The 20977-nt window shown below is 73.0% G+C and carries 22 protein-coding genes; 6 read left to right on the top strand and 16 right to left on the bottom strand.

Annotated elements, in window-relative coordinates; all coding sequences use genetic code 11:
• Positions 1 to 84: 84 nt before the first annotated feature.
• Together ACGFIM_RS00660 and ACGFIM_RS00665 are read right to left on the bottom strand one after the other, a co-directional pair.
• Complete coding sequence (locus tag ACGFIM_RS00660) at positions 85 to 756, bottom strand: hypothetical protein (RefSeq protein ID WP_393192358.1); 672 nt, start codon at positions 754 to 756, stop codon at positions 85 to 87.
• A gap of 130 nt (positions 757 to 886) precedes the next feature.
• Positions 887 to 1477 carry a TetR/AcrR family transcriptional regulator gene (locus ACGFIM_RS00665; RefSeq protein WP_393192361.1) on the bottom strand — a complete coding sequence of 197 codons (591 nt, stop codon included), beginning with the start codon at positions 1475 to 1477 and terminating at the stop codon, positions 887 to 889.
• A 64-nt stretch (positions 1478 to 1541) separates the two neighbouring features.
• On the opposite strand from ACGFIM_RS00665, the gene ACGFIM_RS00670 reads away from it, so the two are divergent.
• Positions 1542 to 2495: a zinc-binding alcohol dehydrogenase family protein gene (locus tag ACGFIM_RS00670; protein ID WP_393192364.1), complete on the top strand. Its 954-nt coding sequence runs from the start codon at positions 1542 to 1544 to the stop codon at positions 2493 to 2495.
• Between the two features lie 60 nt (positions 2496 to 2555).
• Here ACGFIM_RS00670 and ACGFIM_RS00675 read toward each other — a convergent pair whose 3' ends face one another.
• From ACGFIM_RS00675 to ACGFIM_RS00705, 7 genes are all read right to left on the bottom strand, one after another.
• On the bottom strand, positions 2556 to 3233 hold the full coding sequence (locus ACGFIM_RS00675; RefSeq protein ID WP_393192367.1) for a response regulator: 678 nt from the start codon (positions 3231 to 3233) through the stop codon (positions 2556 to 2558).
• The gene (locus ACGFIM_RS00680; protein WP_393199556.1) at positions 3230 to 4216 is read right to left on the bottom strand and encodes a sensor histidine kinase; all 987 of its coding nucleotides are present in this window, start codon (positions 4214 to 4216) and stop codon (positions 3230 to 3232) included. Before ACGFIM_RS00680 ends, ACGFIM_RS00675 begins: the two co-directional genes overlap by 4 nt.
• A 107-nt stretch (positions 4217 to 4323) precedes the next feature.
• On the bottom strand, positions 4324 to 4899 hold the full coding sequence (locus ACGFIM_RS00685; RefSeq protein WP_393192370.1) for a hypothetical protein: 576 nt from the start codon (positions 4897 to 4899) through the stop codon (positions 4324 to 4326).
• Positions 4896 to 5972: a hypothetical protein gene (locus ACGFIM_RS00690; protein WP_393192373.1), complete on the bottom strand. Its 1077-nt coding sequence runs from the start codon at positions 5970 to 5972 to the stop codon at positions 4896 to 4898. Before ACGFIM_RS00690 ends, ACGFIM_RS00685 begins: the two co-directional genes overlap by 4 nt.
• On the bottom strand, positions 5969 to 6367 hold the full coding sequence (locus ACGFIM_RS00695) for a hypothetical protein (protein WP_393192375.1): 399 nt from the start codon (positions 6365 to 6367) through the stop codon (positions 5969 to 5971). The genes ACGFIM_RS00690 and ACGFIM_RS00695 overlap by 4 nt, the downstream gene beginning before the upstream one ends.
• A complete protein-coding gene (locus tag ACGFIM_RS00700) occupies positions 6367 to 7710 on the bottom strand; it encodes a hypothetical protein (protein WP_393192378.1) in 1344 nt (447 codons plus the stop codon). Before ACGFIM_RS00700 ends, ACGFIM_RS00695 begins: the two co-directional genes overlap by 1 nt.
• Before the next feature lie 72 nt (positions 7711 to 7782).
• Positions 7783 to 8616 carry a helix-turn-helix transcriptional regulator gene (locus ACGFIM_RS00705; protein WP_393192381.1) on the bottom strand — a complete coding sequence of 278 codons (834 nt, stop codon included), beginning with the start codon at positions 8614 to 8616 and terminating at the stop codon, positions 7783 to 7785.
• Positions 8617 to 9213: 597 nt separating this feature from the next.
• On the opposite strand from ACGFIM_RS00705, the gene ACGFIM_RS00710 reads away from it, so the two are divergent.
• On the top strand, positions 9214 to 9477 hold the full coding sequence (locus ACGFIM_RS00710) for a hypothetical protein (RefSeq protein WP_393192384.1): 264 nt from the start codon (positions 9214 to 9216) through the stop codon (positions 9475 to 9477).
• On the opposite strand, the gene ACGFIM_RS00715 is transcribed toward ACGFIM_RS00710, so the two are convergent.
• A complete protein-coding gene (locus ACGFIM_RS00715; RefSeq protein WP_393192387.1) occupies positions 9472 to 9897 on the bottom strand; it encodes a winged helix-turn-helix transcriptional regulator in 426 nt (141 codons plus the stop codon). The genes ACGFIM_RS00710 and ACGFIM_RS00715 overlap by 6 nt on opposite strands.
• Positions 9898 to 10020: 123 nt before the next feature.
• On the opposite strand from ACGFIM_RS00715, the gene ACGFIM_RS00720 reads away from it, so the two are divergent.
• Positions 10021 to 10887 (top strand): aldo/keto reductase family oxidoreductase, encoded by an 867-nt coding sequence (locus ACGFIM_RS00720; RefSeq protein WP_393192390.1) that lies wholly within the window; start codon positions 10021 to 10023, stop codon positions 10885 to 10887.
• Between the two features lie 104 nt (positions 10888 to 10991).
• Here ACGFIM_RS00720 and ACGFIM_RS00725 read toward each other — a convergent pair whose 3' ends face one another.
• Positions 10992 to 11642, bottom strand: a complete 651-nt coding sequence (locus tag ACGFIM_RS00725; protein ID WP_393192393.1) for a class I SAM-dependent methyltransferase — start codon at positions 11640 to 11642, stop codon at positions 10992 to 10994.
• A gap of 113 nt (positions 11643 to 11755) precedes the next feature.
• On the opposite strand from ACGFIM_RS00725, the gene ACGFIM_RS00730 reads away from it, so the two are divergent.
• Positions 11756 to 12310 carry a TetR/AcrR family transcriptional regulator gene (locus ACGFIM_RS00730; protein WP_393192397.1) on the top strand — a complete coding sequence of 185 codons (555 nt, stop codon included), beginning with the start codon at positions 11756 to 11758 and terminating at the stop codon, positions 12308 to 12310.
• Here ACGFIM_RS00730 and ACGFIM_RS00735 read toward each other — a convergent pair.
• On the bottom strand, positions 12236 to 13336 hold the full coding sequence (locus ACGFIM_RS00735) for a hypothetical protein (protein WP_393192400.1): 1101 nt from the start codon (positions 13334 to 13336) through the stop codon (positions 12236 to 12238). The two genes, ACGFIM_RS00730 and ACGFIM_RS00735, sit on opposite strands and share 75 nt — an antisense overlap.
• A gap of 225 nt (positions 13337 to 13561) precedes the next feature.
• On the opposite strand from ACGFIM_RS00735, the gene ACGFIM_RS00740 reads away from it, so the two are divergent.
• A complete protein-coding gene (locus tag ACGFIM_RS00740; protein WP_393192403.1) occupies positions 13562 to 14089 on the top strand; it encodes a hypothetical protein in 528 nt (175 codons plus the stop codon).
• A 1-nt stretch (position 14090) separates the two neighbouring features.
• Here the strand turns inward: ACGFIM_RS00740 and ACGFIM_RS00745 are convergent, their stop codons facing one another.
• Entirely contained in the window at positions 14091 to 16625 is a 2535-nt protein-coding gene (locus ACGFIM_RS00745; RefSeq protein ID WP_393199559.1) for a cation-translocating P-type ATPase, read from the bottom strand.
• Positions 16626 to 17129: 504 nt separating this feature from the next.
• On the opposite strand from ACGFIM_RS00745, the gene ACGFIM_RS00750 reads away from it, so the two are divergent.
• A complete protein-coding gene (locus ACGFIM_RS00750; protein WP_393192406.1) occupies positions 17130 to 17639 on the top strand; it encodes a hypothetical protein in 510 nt (169 codons plus the stop codon).
• A gap of 125 nt (positions 17640 to 17764) precedes the next feature.
• Here ACGFIM_RS00750 and ACGFIM_RS00755 read toward each other — a convergent pair whose 3' ends face one another.
• The 3 genes from ACGFIM_RS00755 to ACGFIM_RS00765 all read right to left on the bottom strand — a co-directional run bounded on the left by ACGFIM_RS00755 (position 17765) and on the right by ACGFIM_RS00765 (position 20939).
• Entirely contained in the window at positions 17765 to 18805 is a 1041-nt protein-coding gene (locus tag ACGFIM_RS00755; RefSeq protein WP_393192409.1) for an alcohol dehydrogenase catalytic domain-containing protein, read from the bottom strand.
• A gap of 99 nt (positions 18806 to 18904) precedes the next feature.
• Entirely contained in the window at positions 18905 to 19801 is an 897-nt protein-coding gene (locus ACGFIM_RS00760; RefSeq protein ID WP_393192412.1) for a universal stress protein, read from the bottom strand.
• 112 nt (positions 19802 to 19913) lie between these two features.
• On the bottom strand, positions 19914 to 20939 hold the full coding sequence (locus ACGFIM_RS00765; RefSeq protein ID WP_393192415.1) for a PP2C family protein-serine/threonine phosphatase: 1026 nt from the start codon (positions 20937 to 20939) through the stop codon (positions 19914 to 19916).
• Positions 20940 to 20977 lie beyond the last annotated feature (38 nt).

Below are 20977 nucleotides of genomic sequence, written 5' to 3' on the forward strand. Positions count from 1 at the left end.
GTCCCGCGACGAGGAAGACGATCGCGAGAATAATGCAGGATGTCCTGAAGCTCATGGCTTGGGCTCTCCGGGGGGTCGAAAGGCTCAGCGCCGCCAGACGATGGGGGCTCGGCGATAGTCGCCGTCGGCGAACTTCGCGCCGACGATCTCAAGGCCCGTCCTGGCCCCTGCGAGCCTGCAGGAGGTGAAGCTCGCGCCGACCTTGGAGAAGCCCTTCGGCGCGCTCACCCGGTCGCAGCCGGGCAGCGTGCCGGTCACGACGGCGCCGGTGCCGTTGCCGTCCGCGGTCACCAGCGACAGGCTCGGGCCCGACGCGTACGAGAGGTCGGCGCCGTCCACGTTCCAGACCGTGTAGCGGATGTACCAGGGCGTGATGCCCTTGGCCTGCTGGCCGAACCGGCGCAGGAGGTCGGCGGGGTCGCCCTTCTCCACGGCGGTGACGGCGACGCCGATCGTTCCCTGCCGGTACGGGACCACCGCGCGCCGCCCGAGCTCGAGCCGCGTGCCCTGCGGGGTCGTCCGCGCGCCGGTGGCCTGCTCCGGCTGCTCGCCGTCGATGTTCGCGGAAGCCGGCTCGCTCGCCCGGGGCGTGGCGGCCGGCGCGCTCGCCTGGGCCTGGGCGGGCGCTGATGCGTGCGGTGCCGGCGGCTCGGCCGGCGGCTGCAGGGCGCCGCAGCCGGAGATCACGGTGACGGCCAGGCCCAGCACGCCTGCCATTGCTCGCCGCGGGAGCACCGGGTCGTGGGTGGTGAACATGGCCATCGATCTTCACGGACGCTGCGGCGCACGTCGATGGCGCAGGATCCACGCTTTCTTGACCCCCAGTCCACGGCCGGCCTCGCGGATGCCGCCCCGCTGGTGACCGGCGTCCTGTGCCGGACCGTTGTCATCCTGCGGCGCGGCCGATGCTTTCAAGCCGGTCGAAGGCCGCGGCCACGTGGGGCCACAGGGCGGCGGGGTCGTCACCGGCGAGCTCGCCGCCTGCCTGGTAGCAGGCCAGCGCGAGGCGCGGGGCGAGCGCGGCCGTCTCGGCCGGGGCGCCCCGCCTCTGCAGGGCCTCGGACAGCAGCTCGACGAGGAGCCTGTGCTTGCGCGCCTCCCGGTCGCCGAGCTCGGGGTTCTCCGCGATCAGCCGCCGGCGCAGCACGTAGCGGCCGGGGTCGCGGGTGGCCGCCGTGCACAGGCCGGCCGTGATGTCCCGCAGCAGCCCGAGGGCCTGGGGCAGCGTGCGCGGGCCTTCGGGAACGGACTGCTCGAGGCGCCGCCGGATGTCGTCCAGCCAGAGCTGCTCACCGGCGAACAGCACTTCCTGCTTGTCACCGAAGTACCGGAAAAACGTGGTGCGGCCGACGCCCGCCCGCTCGGTGATGTCGGCGACGGTCGCCTCGGCGTAGCCGCGCTCGGCGAAGACCGCGTAGGCGGCCTCGATGATCTCGTCGCGGACGCGCTGCCGGTTGCGGAGGCGAAGGCTGGTCATGGAGTCAGCGTACCAAGCTGGTACGCCGTACCATTTTGGTACGACGTACCACAGGAGGTGCTCCATGCGAGCCGTGCAGATCACCGCGTTCGGCGGACCCGAAGTCGTGACCGTGCGAGAGGTGCCGGATCCGGAGCCGGGCCCCGGGCAGATCCTCATCGACGTGGACAGATGCGGGGTGAACTTCGCCGACACCCTGCTGCGCGAGAACGCCTACCTCGCGGGCGCGACACTGCCGCTCATCCCCGGCATCGAGGTCGTCGGCCGCACCCGCGACGGCCGGCGCGTGGCCGCCCTCATCGAGCACGGCGGGTACGCCGAGCGCGCCGCGATTTCGCGCGACGGCGCCTTCCCCGTACCCGGCGACCTCGATGACACCGCCGCGCTCGCCCTCCTCGCGCAGGGGCTGACCGCGTGGTGGCTGATCAACCGCACCACCAGCGTGCAGCCGGGCGAGAGCGTGGTCGTGCACGCCGCCGCCGGCGGGGTCGGCTCGCTGGCCGTGCAACTGGCCAAGATCAGCGGCGCCGGCCGGGTCATCGCCACCGCGAGCACCCCGGCCAAACGCGACCTGGCGCTGTCGCTCGGCGCGGACGCCGCCGTCGATCCCGGCGCGGGCGACCTCACGAAGGCGCTGATCGAGGCGAACGAGGGCCGCCCGGTGGACGCGGTCCTGGAGATGATCGGCGGGCCCGTCACCGGCCGCAGCATCGCCGCGCTCGCCCCCTTCGGCCGCCTCGCCTTCTACGGCATGGCCGGCCAGGTCGAACCCGACCCCGTGTCCCCGCGCGCGCTCCAGCGCACCTCGGCCACCGTGAGCGGGTTCTGGCTGGCGAACGCCCTGCAACGGCCGCAGGTCCTCCGCGCCGCCTACACCGAGATGGCCGCGCTCGTCGCCCGGGGACGGCTGCGCGTGATCCACGGCGGCGACCACCCCATGTCCGAAGTACGCCGGGCGCACGAGGCCATGTCCGCCCGCCGCACCACCGGCAAGCTCGTCCTCGACCCCCGCACATGACCGCCTCAGCCGGCGGAGGCGCGGCCCTCGCCGCGGGCGGCCCGCTGCCGTGAGCGCCGGTCACGGCGGTGGCGGGGTGCGGCGCAGGACGCGCAGGCGCGACCAGGCGATCAGCACGTGGATCCGGTCCGGCAGGCCGAGCTTGGCGAGGATGCTGGAGACGTGCACCTTCACCGTGTACCGGCTGATCACCAGGCGGGCCGCGATGTCGTCGTTCGACAGGCCCTGCGCGATCAGGTCGCAGATCTCCCGCTCACGCTGCGTCAGCCGGTCGGCGGCCGCCAGGAGCGCGCGGTCCTCGTCGGTGGGCAGCATGGGCTGCAGCGCCTCGATCATCCGGGTCGTCGCCTCGGGCGCGAGCACCGACTGGCCGGCGGCGACGATCCTGATGCCGTCGCGGATCCGCTCGCCCGGCGCGTCCTTCAGCAGGAACCCGCTGGCCCCGGCCTGCAGGCCCGCGTACACGTAGCTGTCCAGGTCGTACGTCGTCAGGATCAGCACCCGCGACGGCCCGCCGCGCGTCACGATGCGGCGGGTCGCCTCGATGCCGTCCATGCCGGGCATCCGGATGTCCATCAGCACCACGTCGGGCTCGTGAGCGGCGGCGGCCTCCACGGCCGCGGCGCCGTCGCCGGCCGCGCCCACCACGGTCAGGTCGTCGGCCGCCTCGATGAGCCGCACCAGCGCCTCCCTGATGAGCTGCTCGTCGTCGCAGACCAGGACCCGGATGCCGGTCATGACGCGCTCCGCAGCGGCAGCGTGGCGCACACCTCGAAGACGTCGCCGTCGCGGCCCGCCCGCAGCGTGCCGCCCAGCAGCTCCACCCGTTCCCGCATGCCGATCAGTCCCACGCCCGTCCCGTTCCCGATCTCCTGCCCGGCGCCGGGCACCGCGTTGGTGATGCGGACCGTCAGCCGCGCCGGCGCGTAGTCCAGCAGCACCCGCGCCTCCACCGGGCCTGCGTGCTTGGCGACGTTCGTCAGCGACTCCTGCACGACGCGGTAGGCGGCCTGCTCGATGCTGGTGTCCACCTGGCGTACCGGCCCCCGCCGCTCCAGCGTCACCCGGGGACCGCCGCGCGGGACGGCGGACACCAGAGCGTCGAGCTCGTCCAGCCTGGGCGGCGGCGCCAGCGGGTTGTGCTCGGGCGGCGCATGCCGGAGAACGCCGAGCAGCCGGCGCAGCTCCGCCAGCGACTCCCTGCCGGTGCGCGCCACCCGCCGCAGCGTCTCCTCCATGTCGTGGCCGCTGTCGGCGCCCGCCTCCGCGTCCAGCACCATCGTGGTCACCGAGTGGTTGAGGATGTCGTGCAGCTCCCTGGCCAGCAGCGCCCGCTCGCGCTCGGCGGCCCGCCGCTCGGCTTCGGCGCGTTCGGCCTCCAGCCGCCGCGACCGGGCGTGCAGCTCGCGGAGGCGGTCGCGCTGCCGGGCGTCCGCCCGGCCCACCGCCCAGAAGCCGACGAACAGCAGCGCGATCGCCGCGTACACGGCCACGACCCGCAGCGCGTCGCCGATCGCGAGCAGCGTGACCGGCAGCCCGGCGAGCAGCAGCGCCAGCACCGCCACCACGCCGATCGACCGCCGCCTGCCCCGGCCCCACGAGCCCAGCCGGGAGGCGGCGACCAGGGGAGCCACCAGGATCGGCACCTTCAGCAGCGCCAGCCCCAGCTCCAGGGCGACGACCACGCCGAGCACCGTCAGCGGGAACCGGCGCGACCACATCAGCGCCACCGACTGCGCGCACGCCAGCGCGAGCCGGAGGCCCGGCTCGTCGCCGGGGCCGATCAGCCAGCCGACGAGCGGCGGCAGCAGCGCCAGCAGCGCATCGCTCAGCCAGTCCAGGCGGGCCTGGCCGCCCGGCGCGTCCGCCGGGTCCGCCGCCAGCCGGCCGCCAGCAGCACCGCCACCGGTGCCCAGGGCGCCAGGGCGATCGTCCAGCTCAGCGCCAGCGGCGGGCCCGGCTGGTCGATCACCTGGATCGGCAGGACGCCCGTCGCGGTCCCGCCGGGACCCTCCACGGCCAACTCGAAGCGCCACGTGCCCTCCTCCGGCAGCGAGACGACGTCCAGCCCCCACACCTGGCGGGCGCGCGGATGCCGCGGCAGGACGATGGTGTCGCCGCGGCGCTGCAGGACGATCCCCTTCAGGCCGGCCCGGTCGCCGGACGGCGACACGGCGGTGAGCAGCCCCGTGCGTCCCTCGACGCCGCCCGTGGGCTCGAAGGTGAAGTCCAGCGACTGCAGGGCGCGGATCGGCCACTCCGTGAACGATACGGTGATCGCCGACGCGTCGCTCATCCGCACGGTCTCGGTGTGGACGATCTCACCGGGCAGGGGCGGCGCCGCGGCGGCCGGCCCCGCACCGATCATCAGAGCCGCCACGAGGGCGAGCAGGACGCGCATCATGCGGCCACCGCCACGACGGCGGACGGCGCCCGCAGGCCGCGCAGCAGGACCGCGCACTGCCAGCCCAGCCATCCCGTGCCCGCGCCGAGCGCGGCCGCCGCGACCAGCGTGAGCGGCAGGTTCATCTCCAGGCCGACGACGCCGTAGAAGATCGCGGTGTTGACGCCGGCCAGCGCCCCGATGCCCATCACCGTCGCCAGCGGTCCCACGCCGCGCCGCGCCGCGAGCGCCACCGCGCCGCCCGCCAGCAACGCGATCAGCGGGAACGTGACGGGGAAACCGATGATGACCTGCGGCAGGCCGGTGGCGTAGTCGCGCATCGGCTGGCCGATCGCCTGGGCGTACCAGCGGGTGGCGGCCGGCGCGAACAGCGCCAGCCCGCCCTGCACGCCCAGGAACGCCAGCCCCGACGCGGCCGGCCACTGCCAGCGGCGGGTGAGCCCGGCGACGAGGGTCAGCGTGAGCGCGCCCGCGGCGGTCAGGCCCAGCACCCGCGGCGCCACCCCCGGCAGCCAGTCGAGCAGCAGCTCGGACACCATGCCGAACGCCGAGGTCGAGCCGATCGTGGCCAGGCCGATCGCCAGCGCCAGCCCCCACCGTTCCGAGCGGGTGCGCCGCAACACGGCGAACGCCATCACCATCGCGAAGATCTCCACCTGGATGGACAGGCCGAGCCCGAAGTGCGACGGCGTCGTCCCGGCCGCGATGTCGAAGCCGTACAGCTCGTGCCACCACAGGTCGGAGCCGGCGTACAGCAGGTTGCCCGACGCGCCAAGCCCGCCCACCAGGAACGGCCACGGCGCCGTGAACCTGCCGAACACGCGGACCGACGGCGTGCCGGTCGCCGGGCCGCGGGCCCACGTCGTCAGCAGCACCACGGTCAGGCAGGTCAGCCCGATGATCCCGGTGCCCGTGTACAGCAGCAGGTGCGGCGCGGTCCAGAAATCGTCGGGGCCGACGTCGCCATGCCATTGGCCGTCCCAGACCATGCCGGTCAGCAGCACGGCATAGCCGAGCAGCAGGAACCAGGCGCCGGTCACCTCGCGGCGCGGCACCTCACGTACATCTGTCATCTGTCTCCCTCTCCGACCAGTGTGTTGACCGTGATCACCTCGGTGCCGGGGCCGCCGCGGACGCGGACGGAGATCTCCCAGGCGCCGGCCATCGTGAACAGCTCGCCCCGCACCACGTAGCCGCCCGTGGCGTCGCGGCCCGCGGGAAGCTCCGGGGTGGTGTGCCCCATGTGCGGCATCACCGCGAACACCGACACCTCGTCAGGCTCCGGATCGACGCCGATCCGCGCCTCCAGCGGGCCGGTCACCGGCTCCAGATCGACCCGGACCGTGTAATGAGCCCCGCGCCCCGTGAGCTGCTGCGGGCCCGGTCCGCCGCCGCGGGCGATCCACCAGATGCCGGCGGCCACCAGCAGGACGGGCAGCAGCACGTACGCGGCTCTGCGCACCCTCATCACGTGCTCCCTTCGGCCGCGACCTCGATGACGCGCGGCACGGTGACGATCGCGTAGTCCTTGCAGTACTGGATCCACGCCAGGTAGCGGCCCGGCCTGGGGAAGCTGAAGGTGAAGCTCAGCCGCCCGCCGAAGCGGGCGACCGACTCGTCCGGCACCCGCTCCGTGACGGCGGTCATCGAGGCGTTCTCGTGGACGTGGCCCAGGAAGCCGCCGTCCTCGCTGCGCAGGATCAGATGCCCGGCCATGCCGAGCCACGGCTGCACCGCGCCGGCGCCGGTGTCCAGCTCGATCGTCACCGGCTGCCCGGCCACCGGCCGCGCCGGCCGCAGCACCACCGCCTTCCCGCCGTCGCCGGCGGCGGGCGGGCTCTCGCGCCGCTCCTTGCCGGGGGCGATCGTGAACGCGCCGGACACCAGCTGCCCGCCCGCGTCCAGCCGCTCGAACTCGGCGTACACCAGGTGACGGCCCGGCCCGCCGGCCCGCAGCCGCACCTCGTACACGCCGGGCGCGACGCGGACCGGATGCACGTGACGGAAGTACGCGCCGTCCCGGCTCGTGACCACCATGTGCGCGAGCGCGGCGTGGTGCTCGGCGAGGTCGTCGGCGGGCCGGCCGGTGGAGCCGTCGAACAGCGTCACCCGCAGCAGGAACTCCCCGTACGCGGCGGGCCGCTCCGGCTCCACCTCGATCAGCGGCTGCGCGTTCGGCTTGCCGAGCAGCCGCTCCTGCTCGGAGACCGGCCTCGCCCCGTCCGGCACCGGCGGCGTGAAGAACGGCGACACCCCGGCCACGGTGAGCGCCACCGCCGTCGCCGTCACGAAGACGACGCCGAAGCCGCCCGCCACCAGCCGCCGCGACAGCGCCGCCGCCACGAGCGCCCCGATCAGGGCCACGGCCGCGCAGGCGAAGGCGACGTACACGCCGACCTCCCACGGCGGCGCCCTCGCCACCAGAAGGTCGAACGGCAGCACCGACCGCTCGTCCCCGGCCCGCACCACCAGCTCGTGCGGCCCCACCCGGTCCGCCGACAGGACCACCGGGTACATGCCCCGCCTGCCCCGCTCCACCAGCGCCTCACCCGAGGAGACGGCGCCGGTCTCCACCGAGCGCAGCGTCAGCCCGACCCTGCCGCCCGGCCCCGGCTCGTGCACGACGACGTCCACCTGCAGCGGCGACGGAACCTGCAGGCTCGCCCGCACCACCACCGTCAGCTCCATGCCGGCGATGGTCTGGGCGAAACGCGCATCCGCCGCACCGCTGCGGCCGTGCGCGTACGCGGGGGCCGTCCAGCACAGCGCGGCCGCGATCGCGATCAGGGCCGCCATCAGGCGTTTGACCATGAGCAGGAGCGTAGGAACGCGGCCGGGGGCGGCACATCAGGCGGCGGCATCAACCTGCCTAGTTCCCGGGAACTACGAGCCGGCCGCGCCTTGCGCCGGAGCCTGCCGCCTGAAGCGGCTGGGCGGGCTGCCGAAAGCCCGGCGGAACGCCCTGCTGAACTCCGCCGGGTGCGAGAAGCCCCACGTCTCGGAGATCACGTGGATCGGCGTTTCCAGCAGCGCGGGGTCGGCAAGGTCGCGGCGGGCACGTTCCAATCGCCGCGCCTTGATCCAGGCGCTGACCGTGGTGCCCTGCTCCTGGAAGATGCGGTGCAGGTAACTGACCGATATGTGGTGTGCGGCGGCGATCGCGCGCGGTGTGAGGTCGGTCTGGCGAAGGCGCCGTTCGAGGAAAACGCAGATTCGCTCGTACAGAACCTGCCGCGGGGGCCGCCGGTCGCTTCGATGACAGTGGTCTTCGGAGGCGCCCAGAAGCCAGGCGGATATCAGGTCGTAGAGCGCCATTCCCACACTCGGCCCGTCCGCGGGCCGCAATGCCCGGCGGCTGAGCCATACGCGGACGGCGAAGTCCGTCAGGAGCCGCCCGATCCCGTTCGCCGCCGGAAAGGAACGGCAGAGCAGAACGCGTACATGCTCGGCTCGCGAGTGCAGGAGACTTTTGGGCAAGACGACGGAGAGCGTTTCCTTCGCATACGCATGGGACGCGCACGCGGTGCCGCCCGCCGGGTCGTGAAGGGATAACCCGCTTTCGCTCGATCCCTGAGCGGTGATGAGCAGATGGTACGCGTCGGCCGGGCACACCTCCGGCGCGCTCGCCCGGTGGTGCATCAGCAGCAGGTCGCCGAGCTTGACGTGCTCCGCGGGCACGGGTGCGGTGGGTAAAGGCTTGAGCAGGATGTCCGGCATGGCCTCCTACCTGCTCACCGGGCCTGCGGGCCGTCCAGAGCGCGGCGCCTGACCGGGACGCCGATCGAGCGCGAGGCTCCCCTGCCTCGCGCGACGGTGGATGTCCATGTCACCCCCGACTTATAGGAACCCTCGGTTCCGACAAGTATTGTCAGAACCGCCGGTTCCGTCAAGCTGCTGCGCGGCGGCGGGAGCGGGAGGCCGCGGAGACGGAACCTCAAGCGATCGGCGACGGAGCGCCAATGACATGCGGCGGCGGGCTGCGACATCCTCGCCTTCGAACTCGACGAAGGAGAATCGCATGGGTCATCGTTCGAAGGCCGTTGCCGTCGCCGGTGCCATGTCGCTCGGAACGCTGGGCTCCGCCGTTCTCGCGGCGGCACCGGCGGGAGCCGCCACGGCCCCGAGGGCGTTTCTCAGGCGGGAAACTCCGCGCTCGCGACGTGCGCTCCCGGCTCCTGCAAACTGACCAAGGGAAAGTACCTGGGAAAACAGTGCCGGACCGGTGGGAATCCGGTGGCGAGCGTGCACATCAATGGGCCTGAGAGCGGCACTCGGCTCTTCTCCAAAAGCCTGGGCGTGAAAACGGATCTGTCCATGCCGGTGACTCCGGAGAAGGCTCTCTCCAAGGCCGTGGGATTCGACGTCGCCAGGAGCTACCTGATCGCCAAGAAGACGAGCTACAAGGTGGGCAAGGGCAAGCAGGGGCACATCAGCGCCTATCCCTGCTTCGCCGTGTACCGGGTGGACATGTACAGCGCCGGAAAGGGGGCCAGGCGCATCGGCAACGGCCTGATCTACAAGCCCGTCGCCATCACCTTCAAGAAGTGGACCACGCAGGCGCCGAAGAAGGGGTCATGAGGCGCGGGCGTCGTACTCCTCGCGGTTGGCGAGGACCTGGCCCATGTGCTCCTGCGCCCAGTGCCGCAGCCCGCGCGTCATCTCGTGCAGCGACAGGCCGAGGTCGGTCAGCTCGTACGTGACGGTGACCGGCACGGTCGGCGTCACCGTGCGGGTGAGCAGCCCGTCGCGCTCCAGCGACCGGAGCGTCTGCGTCAGCATCTTCTGGCTCACCCCGGCCAGCAGCCGGGCGAGTTCGGAGTACCGCATCGCCTGCGGACCGGACTGCCCGGCGGCGTCGCCGCCCAACGCGCACAGGATCAGCACGACCCACTTGTCCGCGATCCGGTCGAGCAGCTGCCGGCTCGGGCACGCGGCCAGGAACGCGTTGTACTCCATCTTGGCCTGCTCCCGCCTCTGCGCCGCGTTCGTCGTCGACACCGAACTCCCCTCTCGCCTTCGGGTGGGTTACGCACTCTCAAGTGCCTACTTCCCTGCAGGAAGCTGCTCTCCCATCCTGATGCATGAAGGCTGAAAGCACCACGTACGACAAGGAGAAAAGGCGTGAGCACTTCCTCCCTGCCCGGCGGCACCTGGACGCTGGGCGACCTGACCGTCACCCGGTTCGGCTACGGCGCCATGCAACTGGCCAGCCCGTACGTGATGGGGCCGCCCGCCGACCGCGAGGGCGCCCTGGCCGTGCTGCGCGAAGCGGTCGACAGCGGCATCACCCACATCGACACCGCCCACGCGTACGGGCCGGGCTTCACCAACGAGCTGATCCGCGAGGCCCTGCACCCGTACCCCGAGGGACTGCTCATCGCGACCAAGGTCGGCGCCACCCGCGACGCCCAGGGCGGCTGGCCACCGGCCCGGCGCCCCATAGACCTGCGCCACCAGGTCTACGACAACCTCAAGTCCCTCAAGCTCGATGTCCTCGACCTGGTCGACCTCCGGCTCGGCAACGCCGAAGGCCCGCAGCCAGAACCGGTCGCCGAGGCGTTCGAGACGCTCGTCGAGCTGCAGCGGCAGGGCCTGATCCGCCACCTCGGCGTCAGCAACGCCACCGAGGAGCAGATCGCCGAGGCCCGCGGCATCGCGCCGATCGTGTGCGTGCAGAACATGTACAACCTCGCCCACCGCCACGACGACGAGCTCGTCGACCGGCTCGCGGCGGACGGCATCGCGTACGTCCCCTTCTTCCCGCTCGGCGGCTTCACCCCGCTGCAGTCCTCGGCCCTGTCGGCGGTCGCCGCCCGCCGCGGCGCCACGCCGATGTCCGTGGCGCTCGCCTGGCTGCTCCAGCGGTCGCCCAACATCCTGCTCATCCCCGGCACGTCCTCCGTCGCCCACCTGCGTGAGAACATCGCGGGCGCGGGCCTGACCCTCACCCCCGAGGACGTGGCCGAGCTGGACGCCATCGGCCGCTGAGAACACCTGGTGCCTGGAGGCCTCGATGATGCCCTCCCAGGCACCTTTCGCATTCGAGGCGGGGGAGCGGCGCGCCCGGCCCGGCTCCGGCGTTCCGGGCGAGGTCACGCAGGGCGGGTCGCGCGTACGTAGTACATCAGGTGCGGCAGCGGCCCCTCGTCCTCCACCCGGAAACCGGCGTCCGGGATCAGCGTGCCGAGCAGGTCGCGGGGGTCGTGCCGCATGGCGTGGCCGGTGACCAGGCCGATGAGGCGCCGGGCGGCGGGATGGGACGGCGGGCGGAACTCGGCGATGAGGAGGCGGCCGCCGGGACGCAGGACGCGGAACATCTGGCGCAGCGCCTCGGGCCTCGCCTCCTCGGGCATGTGGTGGACGGCCAGGCTGGAGACGACCAGGTCGAAGGAGCCGTCGGGGAACGGCAGGTTCTGGCCCGCGCCGACCACGTACGTGCAGTTCGACGGCGCCCGCCGGGTCGCGTACTCGATCATCGCGGGAGAGGCGTCGAGGCCGGTGACGTGGCCGCGCGGGACGACCACCGGCGCGATGATGCGGGTGAGGTAGCCCGTGCCGCAGCCCACGTCGAGCACGCGGTCGCCGATGCGCGGGCGCGCGACGGCGGCCAGGCGGGTGAAGGCGGCGCGGCGGCCGCCGAGGAACGCGATCGCCCCGAAGGCGTCGTACACGCGGGGGTGGTCGATGGTGCTGCCGGCGTGCGAGTGCTCGTGGCGGCCGCGCAGGAGTTCGCCCAAGCCCATGATCAAGCTCCCTTTTCCGAACGGTGTGTTCAGAAACGAATCGGGTGTCCATACTAGGAGGAGGTAGCGAACGGCTCGGCCGATGCGTGCCGTACGGAACAAGGGGCGGGAAAGTGTCCGGAGACCGGAGGGTGCGGCGGACACGGCGGCTCATCCAGGAGGCGCTGGTGGCGCTGACCCTGGAGAAGGGCTACGACGCGGTCACCGTCACCGACATCATCGAGCGCGCCGACGTGGGCCGGTCCACCTTCTACGCTCACTTCACCGGCAAGCAGGACGTGCTGCTCAGCAACCTCGACCGGCTCACCTTCTTCCACCCCGCGCCGGGGGAGGAGAAGGGGGAGCTGTTCGCGTTCAGCCGGCCGGCGTTCGAGCACGTACGCGAGCAGGAGCGGCTCGTCCGCGCCCTCATGGGCGGGCGCGGCGGCGACCTGGCGCACCGGCGCGGCGTGCAGCTGCTGGCCGCCCGGGTCAAGGACGAGCTCATCGCGGCGGGCGGCCGCGCGTCGGCCGCGCTCGACCTGCTGGTGACCTGCGTGGTCGGCGCGTTCATGGGACTGCTGCGCGCCTGGATCGACGGCGAGACCACCGCCTCACCCGCCGAACTCGACGCCGCCTTCCGCGCCGCCGTCCTGCCGGGCGTGCGTGCGGCGCTGAAGCAGACCTGAAACGCCCTCTTCGGCGATCGGCTCGGTCATGGGGCGGCGGGAAGTGCGGGGCGCGATCCCGCCGTACCCCAGCCGCATGATCATCTGCAGGTGTCCGCTCCGGTGGCGCGGGTTACGGCGGCCTCGCATGTCACGCAGGTCGAGAGGCTGGTTGAGGTACGAGGCCGAGATCGCGTGCCCGGCGGCGACCAGCAGCATGTGCTGCAGCGCCTGGCCGGCCCGCAACCAGTCCACCGGCGTGTCGGCCGCGGTGGTGAGCACGGCGAGCTGCGGGCGGGGCTCGAAACGCGCGTATCCGGCCTGGCAGCCGAAGTCGCGGACCGGGTCCGTGTCCGGCACGTACGGGGACGGATCCCAGGCCGCCAGCTCGGCCTGGTACTCCGCGTCGCGATCCAGCTCGGCCTGCGCCGCGGCCACGTGCTCGAGCAGGTCGGCGGTCGCGCGTTCGCCGGGGAAGGAGAGCCTGGCACCCTCCAGCGCCGCCGCCGCGCACAGCTCGGCCCGCACCGCCTCGGGGATCATCCGGTCGGCGAACGGGCCCTTGGTCGTCCGGCGGACCCGGATCAGGTCGTAAAGCCGCCGCGCCTCCTCCGATGCCGAAGCCTCCGATGCCGATGCCGGGGCCGCAGCCGAAGCACGAGCCGGGGCCGCGGTCGCGGCCGGCGCCGAAGCAGGGCCCGGAGCCGGGACCGGAACCGGAGCCGATGCCGAGGCGGGGGTGCCGAGCGTCACACGGGCCAGCAGCTCAGGAGCGCACTCCGGGTCCGGCAGCAGCCGTACGGCGGGCTCGAACCCCATCGCCTGGGCGGCGATGCGCAGGTTGAACAGCGCCGCCCCGCAGCTCATGTGCAGCGAACGCCCCCGCGGGTCCCTCACCCGCAGCCAGCGGTACCGGTCGGCGAGTACGTCGACGACGTCGGGACGGCGTACGGTGAAGCGCCACGGCTCGGTGTTGAGCACCGAGGGCGCGGCCCCGGCCGCTCCGAGCAACCGGCTGGCGACGACTGTGGTGAGCGCGATGGGCATGAAATGTCCTCCTCGCACTTCAGGCTGCCGTGCGTCCCCGGGCTTCAGCAGGGCCCAACGTCCCGCCGAAGGTCCCTCCCGGCTCTTCTCTTCGGCGACGCGCTCCGACAGCCGGGGGAAAGGACCAAGGTCCCGTCGTACGGCGGCCGTCCGGCACTGCCCCCGGCACACCGCGCACCGTGTCATGGACGGGGACACGATGAACGACGTGAAAGGGGAGTCGTCATGGCCGCCACGATCGACAGGCCCGACACCGCCGCCGCCACCGGCAAGGGCCACCGCCGCCCGGTCGAGTACGTCTGGGCCGCCGCCAGGCTCGCCATCGGCTGGATCTTCTTATGGGCGTTCCTCGACAAGACGTTCGGCTGGGGCTTCGCGACCCCGCCGGACAAGGCCTGGATCGCGGGCGGCAGCCCGACGACCGGGTTCCTCAAGGGGACCGGCGACAACGCGCTCGGCGGCTTCTTCTCCGCGCTGGCGGGTCAGGCGTGGGTGGACTGGCTGTTCATGGCCGGGCTGCTCGGCGTCGGCCTGGCGCTGACGCTCGGCGCCGGCACCCGGATCGCCGCCGCCGCGGGCACGGTGATGCTGCTCCTGATGTGGGCGGCGGAGCTGCCCCTGGACACCAACCCGTTCATGGACGACCACATCGTCTACGCGATCGTCCTCATCGGCCTGGCCATGGCCGACGCCGGCGCCACTCTCGGCCTCGGCGGCCTGCCCGTCGTGCGGCGCAACGCCTGGCTCAGGTAGGTCACGAACGGGAGGGGTGCAGGATGCGGTCGAGGCGGGCGGCGGCGTACCCCGCAGCCGACAGCACCAGCACGATCAGCAAATCGCCGGGCGCGAGCGGCCGGGTGCCGAGCAGCTCCTGCAGCAGCGGCACGTACAGGCCGGCGAGCTGCAGCACCAGCGCACCCGCCACGGCGGCGAGCAGCATCGGGTTGGCGAGCGAACGCGGCCGGGTACGCGTCCCCAGCGCCACCCCGAGCTGCGTCGCCCCGAGCGCGAAGAACGCCATGCTCTGCCACGGCCGTCCGGTCGCCGCCGCCCACACCGCGACCCCGAGGGTGACGCCGGTGAGCACGATGGCGATGCGGACGACCCGCTGCCACAGGCCCGCCCCCATGATGCTCTGGCCGGGCGGGCGCGGCGGGCGCGCCATGGTGGCGGGCACGACAGGTTCCCCGCCCAGCGCCACGCCGGGCAGGCCGTGGGTGAGCAGGTTGATCCACAGGATCTGCGCGGGCAGCAGGGGGAGCGGCAGCCCCAGGAACGGCCCCAGCAGCATCACCGCGATCTCCGCCGCGCCGCCCGACAGGCCATAGACGAGGAAGCGGCGGATGTTGGCGTACACCCGGCGGCCCTCCTCGACGGCCGCCACGACGGTGTCCAGGTTGTCGTCGGCGAGCACCAGGTCGGCCGCCTGCCGCGCCACCTCGGTGCCGCGCCTGCCCATGGCGACGCCGATGTCGGCGCGGCGCAGCGCGGGGCCGTCGTTCACGCCGTCGCCGGTCATCGCGAGGACCTCGCCGCGGTCGCGCAGGCTCTCGATGAGGCCGAGCTTCTGCTCGGGCGTGGCCCGCGCGTAGACGGCGGCGGGCCCGCCCTCGTCCACGAGGGCACCGCCGGGCCCGCCCTCGTCCACGAGGGCACCGCCGGGCTCGCGGCAGTCCACGGCCACCTCCCCGGGGCCGACGATGCCGAGCTCGGCGGCGATGGCGCGGGCGGTGCCCGGGTGGTCGCCGGTGATGAGCACGGGTTTGATGCCCGCCCGCTTGCAGTCGGCCACGGCGCCGGCGGCGGCCTCGCGCGGCGGGTCCAGGATCGCGATGAGCCCGAGCAGGCTCAGCCCGGTCTCCGGCACGGAAGCCGGCACGGCGTCCAGGTCCGCGGCGGCGACGGCGAGCACGCGGTAGCCGTCGCGGGCGTACCGGTCGGCGCTTTCGGCGGCCCGCGCCACCAGCGCGGGATCATCGGTGAGCACGCCGGGGCGGAGCAGCGCCTCGGGCGCGCCCTTGCAGATCAGCCGGGCACCGCCGTCCGGCAGCAGGTGCACGGTGGTCATCCGCTTGCGCCCGCTGTCGAACGGCAGCTCCGCCACTCGGGGGAACCGCCGCTGCAGCTCCGCGCGGTCGAGGCCGAGCCGGGCCGCGGCGGCGAGCAGGGCCGCCTCGGTCGGGTCGCCCAGCGCCGTCCACTCGCCGCCCTCCGCCTGCGGCGGGCTGAGGCGGGCGTCGTTGCACAGCGCCGCCGCCTCCAGCAGCGCCGAAAACCGCGACGGGTCCTCGGTCTCGATCGCGCCGCCGGGCGCGTAGCCCGAGCCGGAGACGGCGGCTTCGGCGTACGGGGTCCACAGGTGCCGCGCCACCATCCGGCCCTCGGTGAGCGTGCCCGTCTTGTCGGTGGCGAGCACCGTCACCGAGCCCAGCGTCTCCACCGCCGGCAGATGCCGGATGAGCGCGTTCCGCGCCGCCATGCGGCGGGCCCCGAGCGCCAGGCTCAACGTCACCACCGCCGGCAACGACTCCGGCACCGCCGCCACCACCAGACTGATCGCGGTCACCACCATCAGCTCCACCGGCTGCCCGCGTATCAGGCCCAGCACCAGCACCACCGCCGACAGCACGACCGCGACCCCCGCCAGCAGCCGCCCCACCCCGGCCAGGCGGCGCTGCAACGGCGTCAGCCCGCCGCCCTTCTCCATCAGGGCGGCGATGCGGCCGCTCGCGCTCGCCGCGCCCGTCGCCGTCACCACCGCCCGGCCCCTGCCCCGCACCACCACCGTGCCGGAGGAGACCCGCGCGGCGGCGCCCTTGTCCACCGGCACCGACTCACCGGTCAGCGCCGACTCGTCCACCAGCAGCGCCGCCGACTCCACCACCTCGGCGTCCGCCGGGACGATGTCGCCCTCCGCCAGCACCAGCAGGTCACCGACCACGACCTCGCTCGCCGGGATCCGCCGCTGCCGCCCGTCGCGTACCACGCGGGCCTCGGGCGTGGTGAGGTCGGCCAGGGCCGTGATGGCGCGGTCGGCGCGCACCTCCTGCGCCACCCCGACCGTCGTGTTCACCACGATCACCAGCATGATCACGGTGGCGTCCGTCCAGTCGCCGGTGACGATCGTCAGCGCCGCCGCCACCAGCAACACCACGATGAGCGGGTCGCGCAGCTGCCCGGTCACCCGCCGCCACAAGGGGGTGGGCGGCTTGCGCGGCAGCACGTTCGCACCGTCACGCGCCAGCCGCGCGGCCGCCTGCGCCGACGACAGGCCGGAAGACGAGGTCATCACGTTGCCGCCCCCCTGCCCGCCGTACGCGTGTCCGTCAGTCCTAGTGTCGGTGCCGGCCGGCGCTACGACGGGGTGCGGCACGCGCACCGGCCACAGTTCAGGCTCCAGGGCCGGTGCCGCGTGCATGAAAGGCGAAACTCCCACCGGTTTGCAGCTTTCAGCCCTCAGCGACCGGTAGACGGTATTTCGTCCTCTGTGTGAAGCCGCCGTGCCCGATCCCGGCCGCCGCGGCGCGGCCCGCGCCCGGCGGCACGCGAGGAGGCCGCGCGAAGGGAGAACCGGTGGGCACGCGTCCATGTCATCGCGCCATTCAGGCGGCGACCGGTATCACCGCCGAACATCCGCCCCGCCGGCCGCGACGGCAGGAAGCCCAATAGCACAATAATGCGAAAAACGCTATCAGAAAGCAGAATTCCGGCTGTCCTGTGGAGTGCCGGTGAATGTCCGGGAAATGCCCTGGATCATGCGCATGCCGCCGTCGACACTTGCACTACGCACTCGATGGTGAAGGGCATCGCCGCCGAGCCGGTCCGCACCGCTTGGAGGTGGACGGCACAACCTCGATTCCTTTCCGCCGGGAACTTTCAGATGAAGAAATCGGAGCCAGTCATGAAAAGACGTTCGTCCAGAATCGCCGCCGCCCTCGCCACGTGCCTGACGGTCCTCATCGCCGGTCTGGGACTCGCCTCGCCGGCCTACGCGGCCGAGAACAGCGGCTGCAACGGCTACGCCTGCGTCAAGATCATCGGAAGTGGTGGCCGGGTGGATCAGATCCAGGCCTATACGAATAAGTGGTCAGTGCTCAGCTTCTACGGCCACTTCCGCCTATGGGGCCCGGGATTCGCGTACAACACGGCGGACCGCGATAACTCGCACAGCCTCATTCACTACCGGAAGATCGGACGCACCTTCGCCAGCGGCAGCCAGTTCTGCGTCGAGGCCTATCGGAAGAACTCCGACGGTACGTACTCGCGCATGGGACTGCCCTGCGTTTACACGCCGATCTCCTAGCGATTCCGTCAGGCCCAGCGCGCGCGAGGCCCGGCCGGATTCACCGATCCGGCCGGGCTCTCGGCCTGCCGGCCCCGCCGGTCCGTGCCTGGCAGCCTGAGGAGGCCGAAAGCCCCGCGCGGGCGTCAGCTCCGGGACAGCACCACCTTCAGGGCGCCGGTCGCCGCCGCGTCGGCGAAAGCGTCGTACGCGGCCGTCATGTCGTCCAGCGTGAAGCGGTGCGTGATGAACCCGGTGGGGTCCAGCCGCCCGGCCGCGACCATCTCCAGCAGGTCCGGCGTGGAGCAGGTGTCGACCAGGCCGGTGGTGATGGTCAGGTCGCGGATCCACAGGTCCTCCAGGTGCAGCGTGGCCGGCCGCCCGTGCACCCCGACGTTCGCCACATGGCCGCCCGGACGTACGAGCCTGGTGCACAGCTCGAACGTCTCAGGAACGCCCACCGCCTCGATGGCCACGTCCGCGCCGAGCCCGCCCGTCAGGTCGCCCACGGCGGCGGCCGGGTCGTCACCGGCGTCCACCACCACGTCCGCGCCGAACCGCTTGGCGGCCTCCAGCCGCGCCGCGGACAGGTCGATCGCGACGATGTGAGCGGGCGTGAAGAGCCGTGCGGTGGTGATCGCGGCCAGGCCGATCGGCCCCGCGCCGACGATCGCGACCGTGTCGCCGGGGCGGACGCGGCCGTTGAGCACGCCCACCTCGTACGCGGTCGGCAGGATGTCGGCCAGCATGAGCGCCGCCTCGTCGGAGACGCGGCCGGGCAGCACGTGGGTGGAGGTGTCGGCGAACGGGACCCGGACGTACTCGGCCTGCGTGCCGTTGATCCGGTGGCCGAGGATCCAGCCGCCTCCGCCCAGGCACTGCCCGTACGCGCCGGTGCGGCAGTAGCGGCAGCGCCCGCACGCCGTGATGCACGACACCAGCACCCGGTCTCCCGGCTTGACCGCCGTCACCGCCGCCCCGGTCTCGGTGACCGTGCCGACCGCCTCGTGGCCGAGGATCGTCCCCGGCCGCACCGCGGGCACGTCGCCCTTGAGGATGTGCAGGTCGGTGCCGCAGATCGTGACCGCGTCCACCCGGACGATCGCGTCCGCCGCCCCGGCCGGCCCGGGCTCGGGAACGTCCGTCCATGAACGCCGGCCCGGCCCCTCATAGATGAGCGCCTTCATCGTGCCTCCTCGTCGGTTCCTCCTCCCACGCTCGCCCGTGCGGGCCGCGCGCGGCCAGGGACGAAGGTCCCGCAGGTCGGGGCGGAGGACCCGGGAGGGTCAACCCGGCGGGATCCGCGGGTTCAGCACGGTCGCCGGGGTCACCGCCACCGGGCACCACGATTCGAGCAGCGCCGTCTGCGTCACCCGCCCGAGCAGCATGCAGGGAGGGCATTCGTTGCCGCGGTTGCCGAGCACGAGCAGCGTGGCGCCCCTGGCCGCCTCCACCAGCACCCGCTGCGGGCGTTCTGTCATGAACTCCGTGAAGACCGTCACGTCAGGACGCCTGCGCGCCAGATGGGAGACCACCTCGCGGAAGCGGGCCTCGGCGCCGGTGCGCAGGGCGTGCGAGTTCACGAACGGCAGCGGCTCCTGCCACGTCGCCGACCCGCAGTCCGTCCAGCAGCACAGCGCCGTCACCGTGCAGCCGCGCAGCGCCGCCTCGTCGAGGGCGAAGTCGAACGCGGCCAGGCTCGGCGGCGAGCCGTCCAGGCCGACCACGATCCTGGCCTCGTCGCCGCTCGGCCGATGCGGCGACGGCCGTACCACGATCACCGGCCGGGAGCTGTGCGCCGGCACCTGCACCGCCGCCGACCCGACCTGCAGCCCCTCGAACCCGCCCTGCCCGCGCGCCCCCAGCACCGTCAGCTCCGCCTCGGAGGCGGCGCGCAGCAGCACCGCCGACGGCGTGCCGCTGCCCAGCATCGACTGCACGTCCAGCTCCGGCGCGAGCTCCCTGGCGCGGCGCACGCCCTCCTCGACCACGTTCATCGCGACGTGCTCGATCTGCTGGAAGAAGTCCTCGGGGACGGTCCTCGGCAGGTACGGCCAGTGCAGGGCGTGGCAGACCAGCAGCGGCAGCCCGCGCAGCCGGGCCTCCTCGACCGCCCAGACCAGCGCGTCCCGGCTTTCGGGGTAGTCGTCGTAGCCCACCAGGACGGGACGCTCACCGCTCACTGACTTCCTCCAGGGACTGGCGCCTTCGCCGGTTGCCCCTTCCCCTGCGTGCCGGGATGAGCGTCACAGGCGGGAAAAGTGTTGGTCTGTCTCGCTTGCCGTGGCTTCCCGGTCACCGGCGGTGGATCGCGACCATGGCGGCATCGTCATCGAGCCGCCCGCCCGTGTAGTCGAAAAGATCATCGCGTAGCCGTTTGAGCAGCCCCTCCGGGGTCTCCTGCGTCCACGCGGCGGCCCGTTCCTGCAGCGGATAGAAGACGCCGGAGGCGTCGCGCGCCTCGGTGACGCCGTCGGTGTAGAGCAGCAGCAGATCACCCGGCTCGAACCGGAACGAGCAGACGCAGAGCCGCTGCCCGCTGAGGTGCCCAAGGCCCAGGGGCGGTGCCGGGGGATCGCACGGCAGCAGCGAGGCCCCGTCGTCGTGGATGCGCAGCGGCGGCGGATGACCGCAGCTCACCAGGCGCAGCACCGGCTCGTCGTCGGGGATCTCGATGACGGCCGCGGTGACGAAGCTCTCCTCCTCGGCCGGGCTCTCCTCGGCGAACCGGTACGGGCTGAACTCCGCGCTGTCCTCCAGATCGGCGGCGAGCTCGGCCAGGGACAGATCCCGGCGGGCCGCCTCGCGGAACGCGCCCACGAGCGCGGCCGCGTCGGCGATGGCCGGCAGCCCCTTCCCGCGGGCGTCGCCGATGAGCAGGCGGGTGGCGTGCGCGGTGCGGACCGCGCCGTACAGGTCCCCGCCGATCCTGGCCTCCGCCGCCGCGGCGAGATAGACGCTGGCGAGCCGGAGCGGTCCGAGCGCTCCCGGCAGCGGGCGCAGCAGGGCCAGCTGCGCGGCCTCCGCGACCGACCGCACCTGCGCCAGGACCCGTCTCTCCCGGTTGCGTACGTGGCAGAACAGCACGACGAACACCGACACCATCGTGATGGCGGCCAGCTCCGCCTTCATGCTGTCGGTGTTCAGCGTCCCGGTCTGGAAGGCGATGAACGCCTCGCCCGCCAGTGCCAGCAGCCCTATCACGGCGGTGAAGCGCGCCCCGGCGAAGGACGCCGTGATCGCGGGCGCCGCCACCAGCAAGGCTCCGAAGTGGATGCGGCTGGGGGACAGCAGATCGGCGGCGATGATCACCGCGATCATGCCCAGCGGGATCAGGGCCAGCGCACGATTGTGCCTTG

Origin of the sequence: Nonomuraea sp. NPDC049309, from assembly GCF_043196965.1 — a bacterium.
Lineage (GTDB): Bacteria > Actinomycetota > Actinomycetes > Streptosporangiales > Streptosporangiaceae > Nonomuraea > Nonomuraea fastidiosa.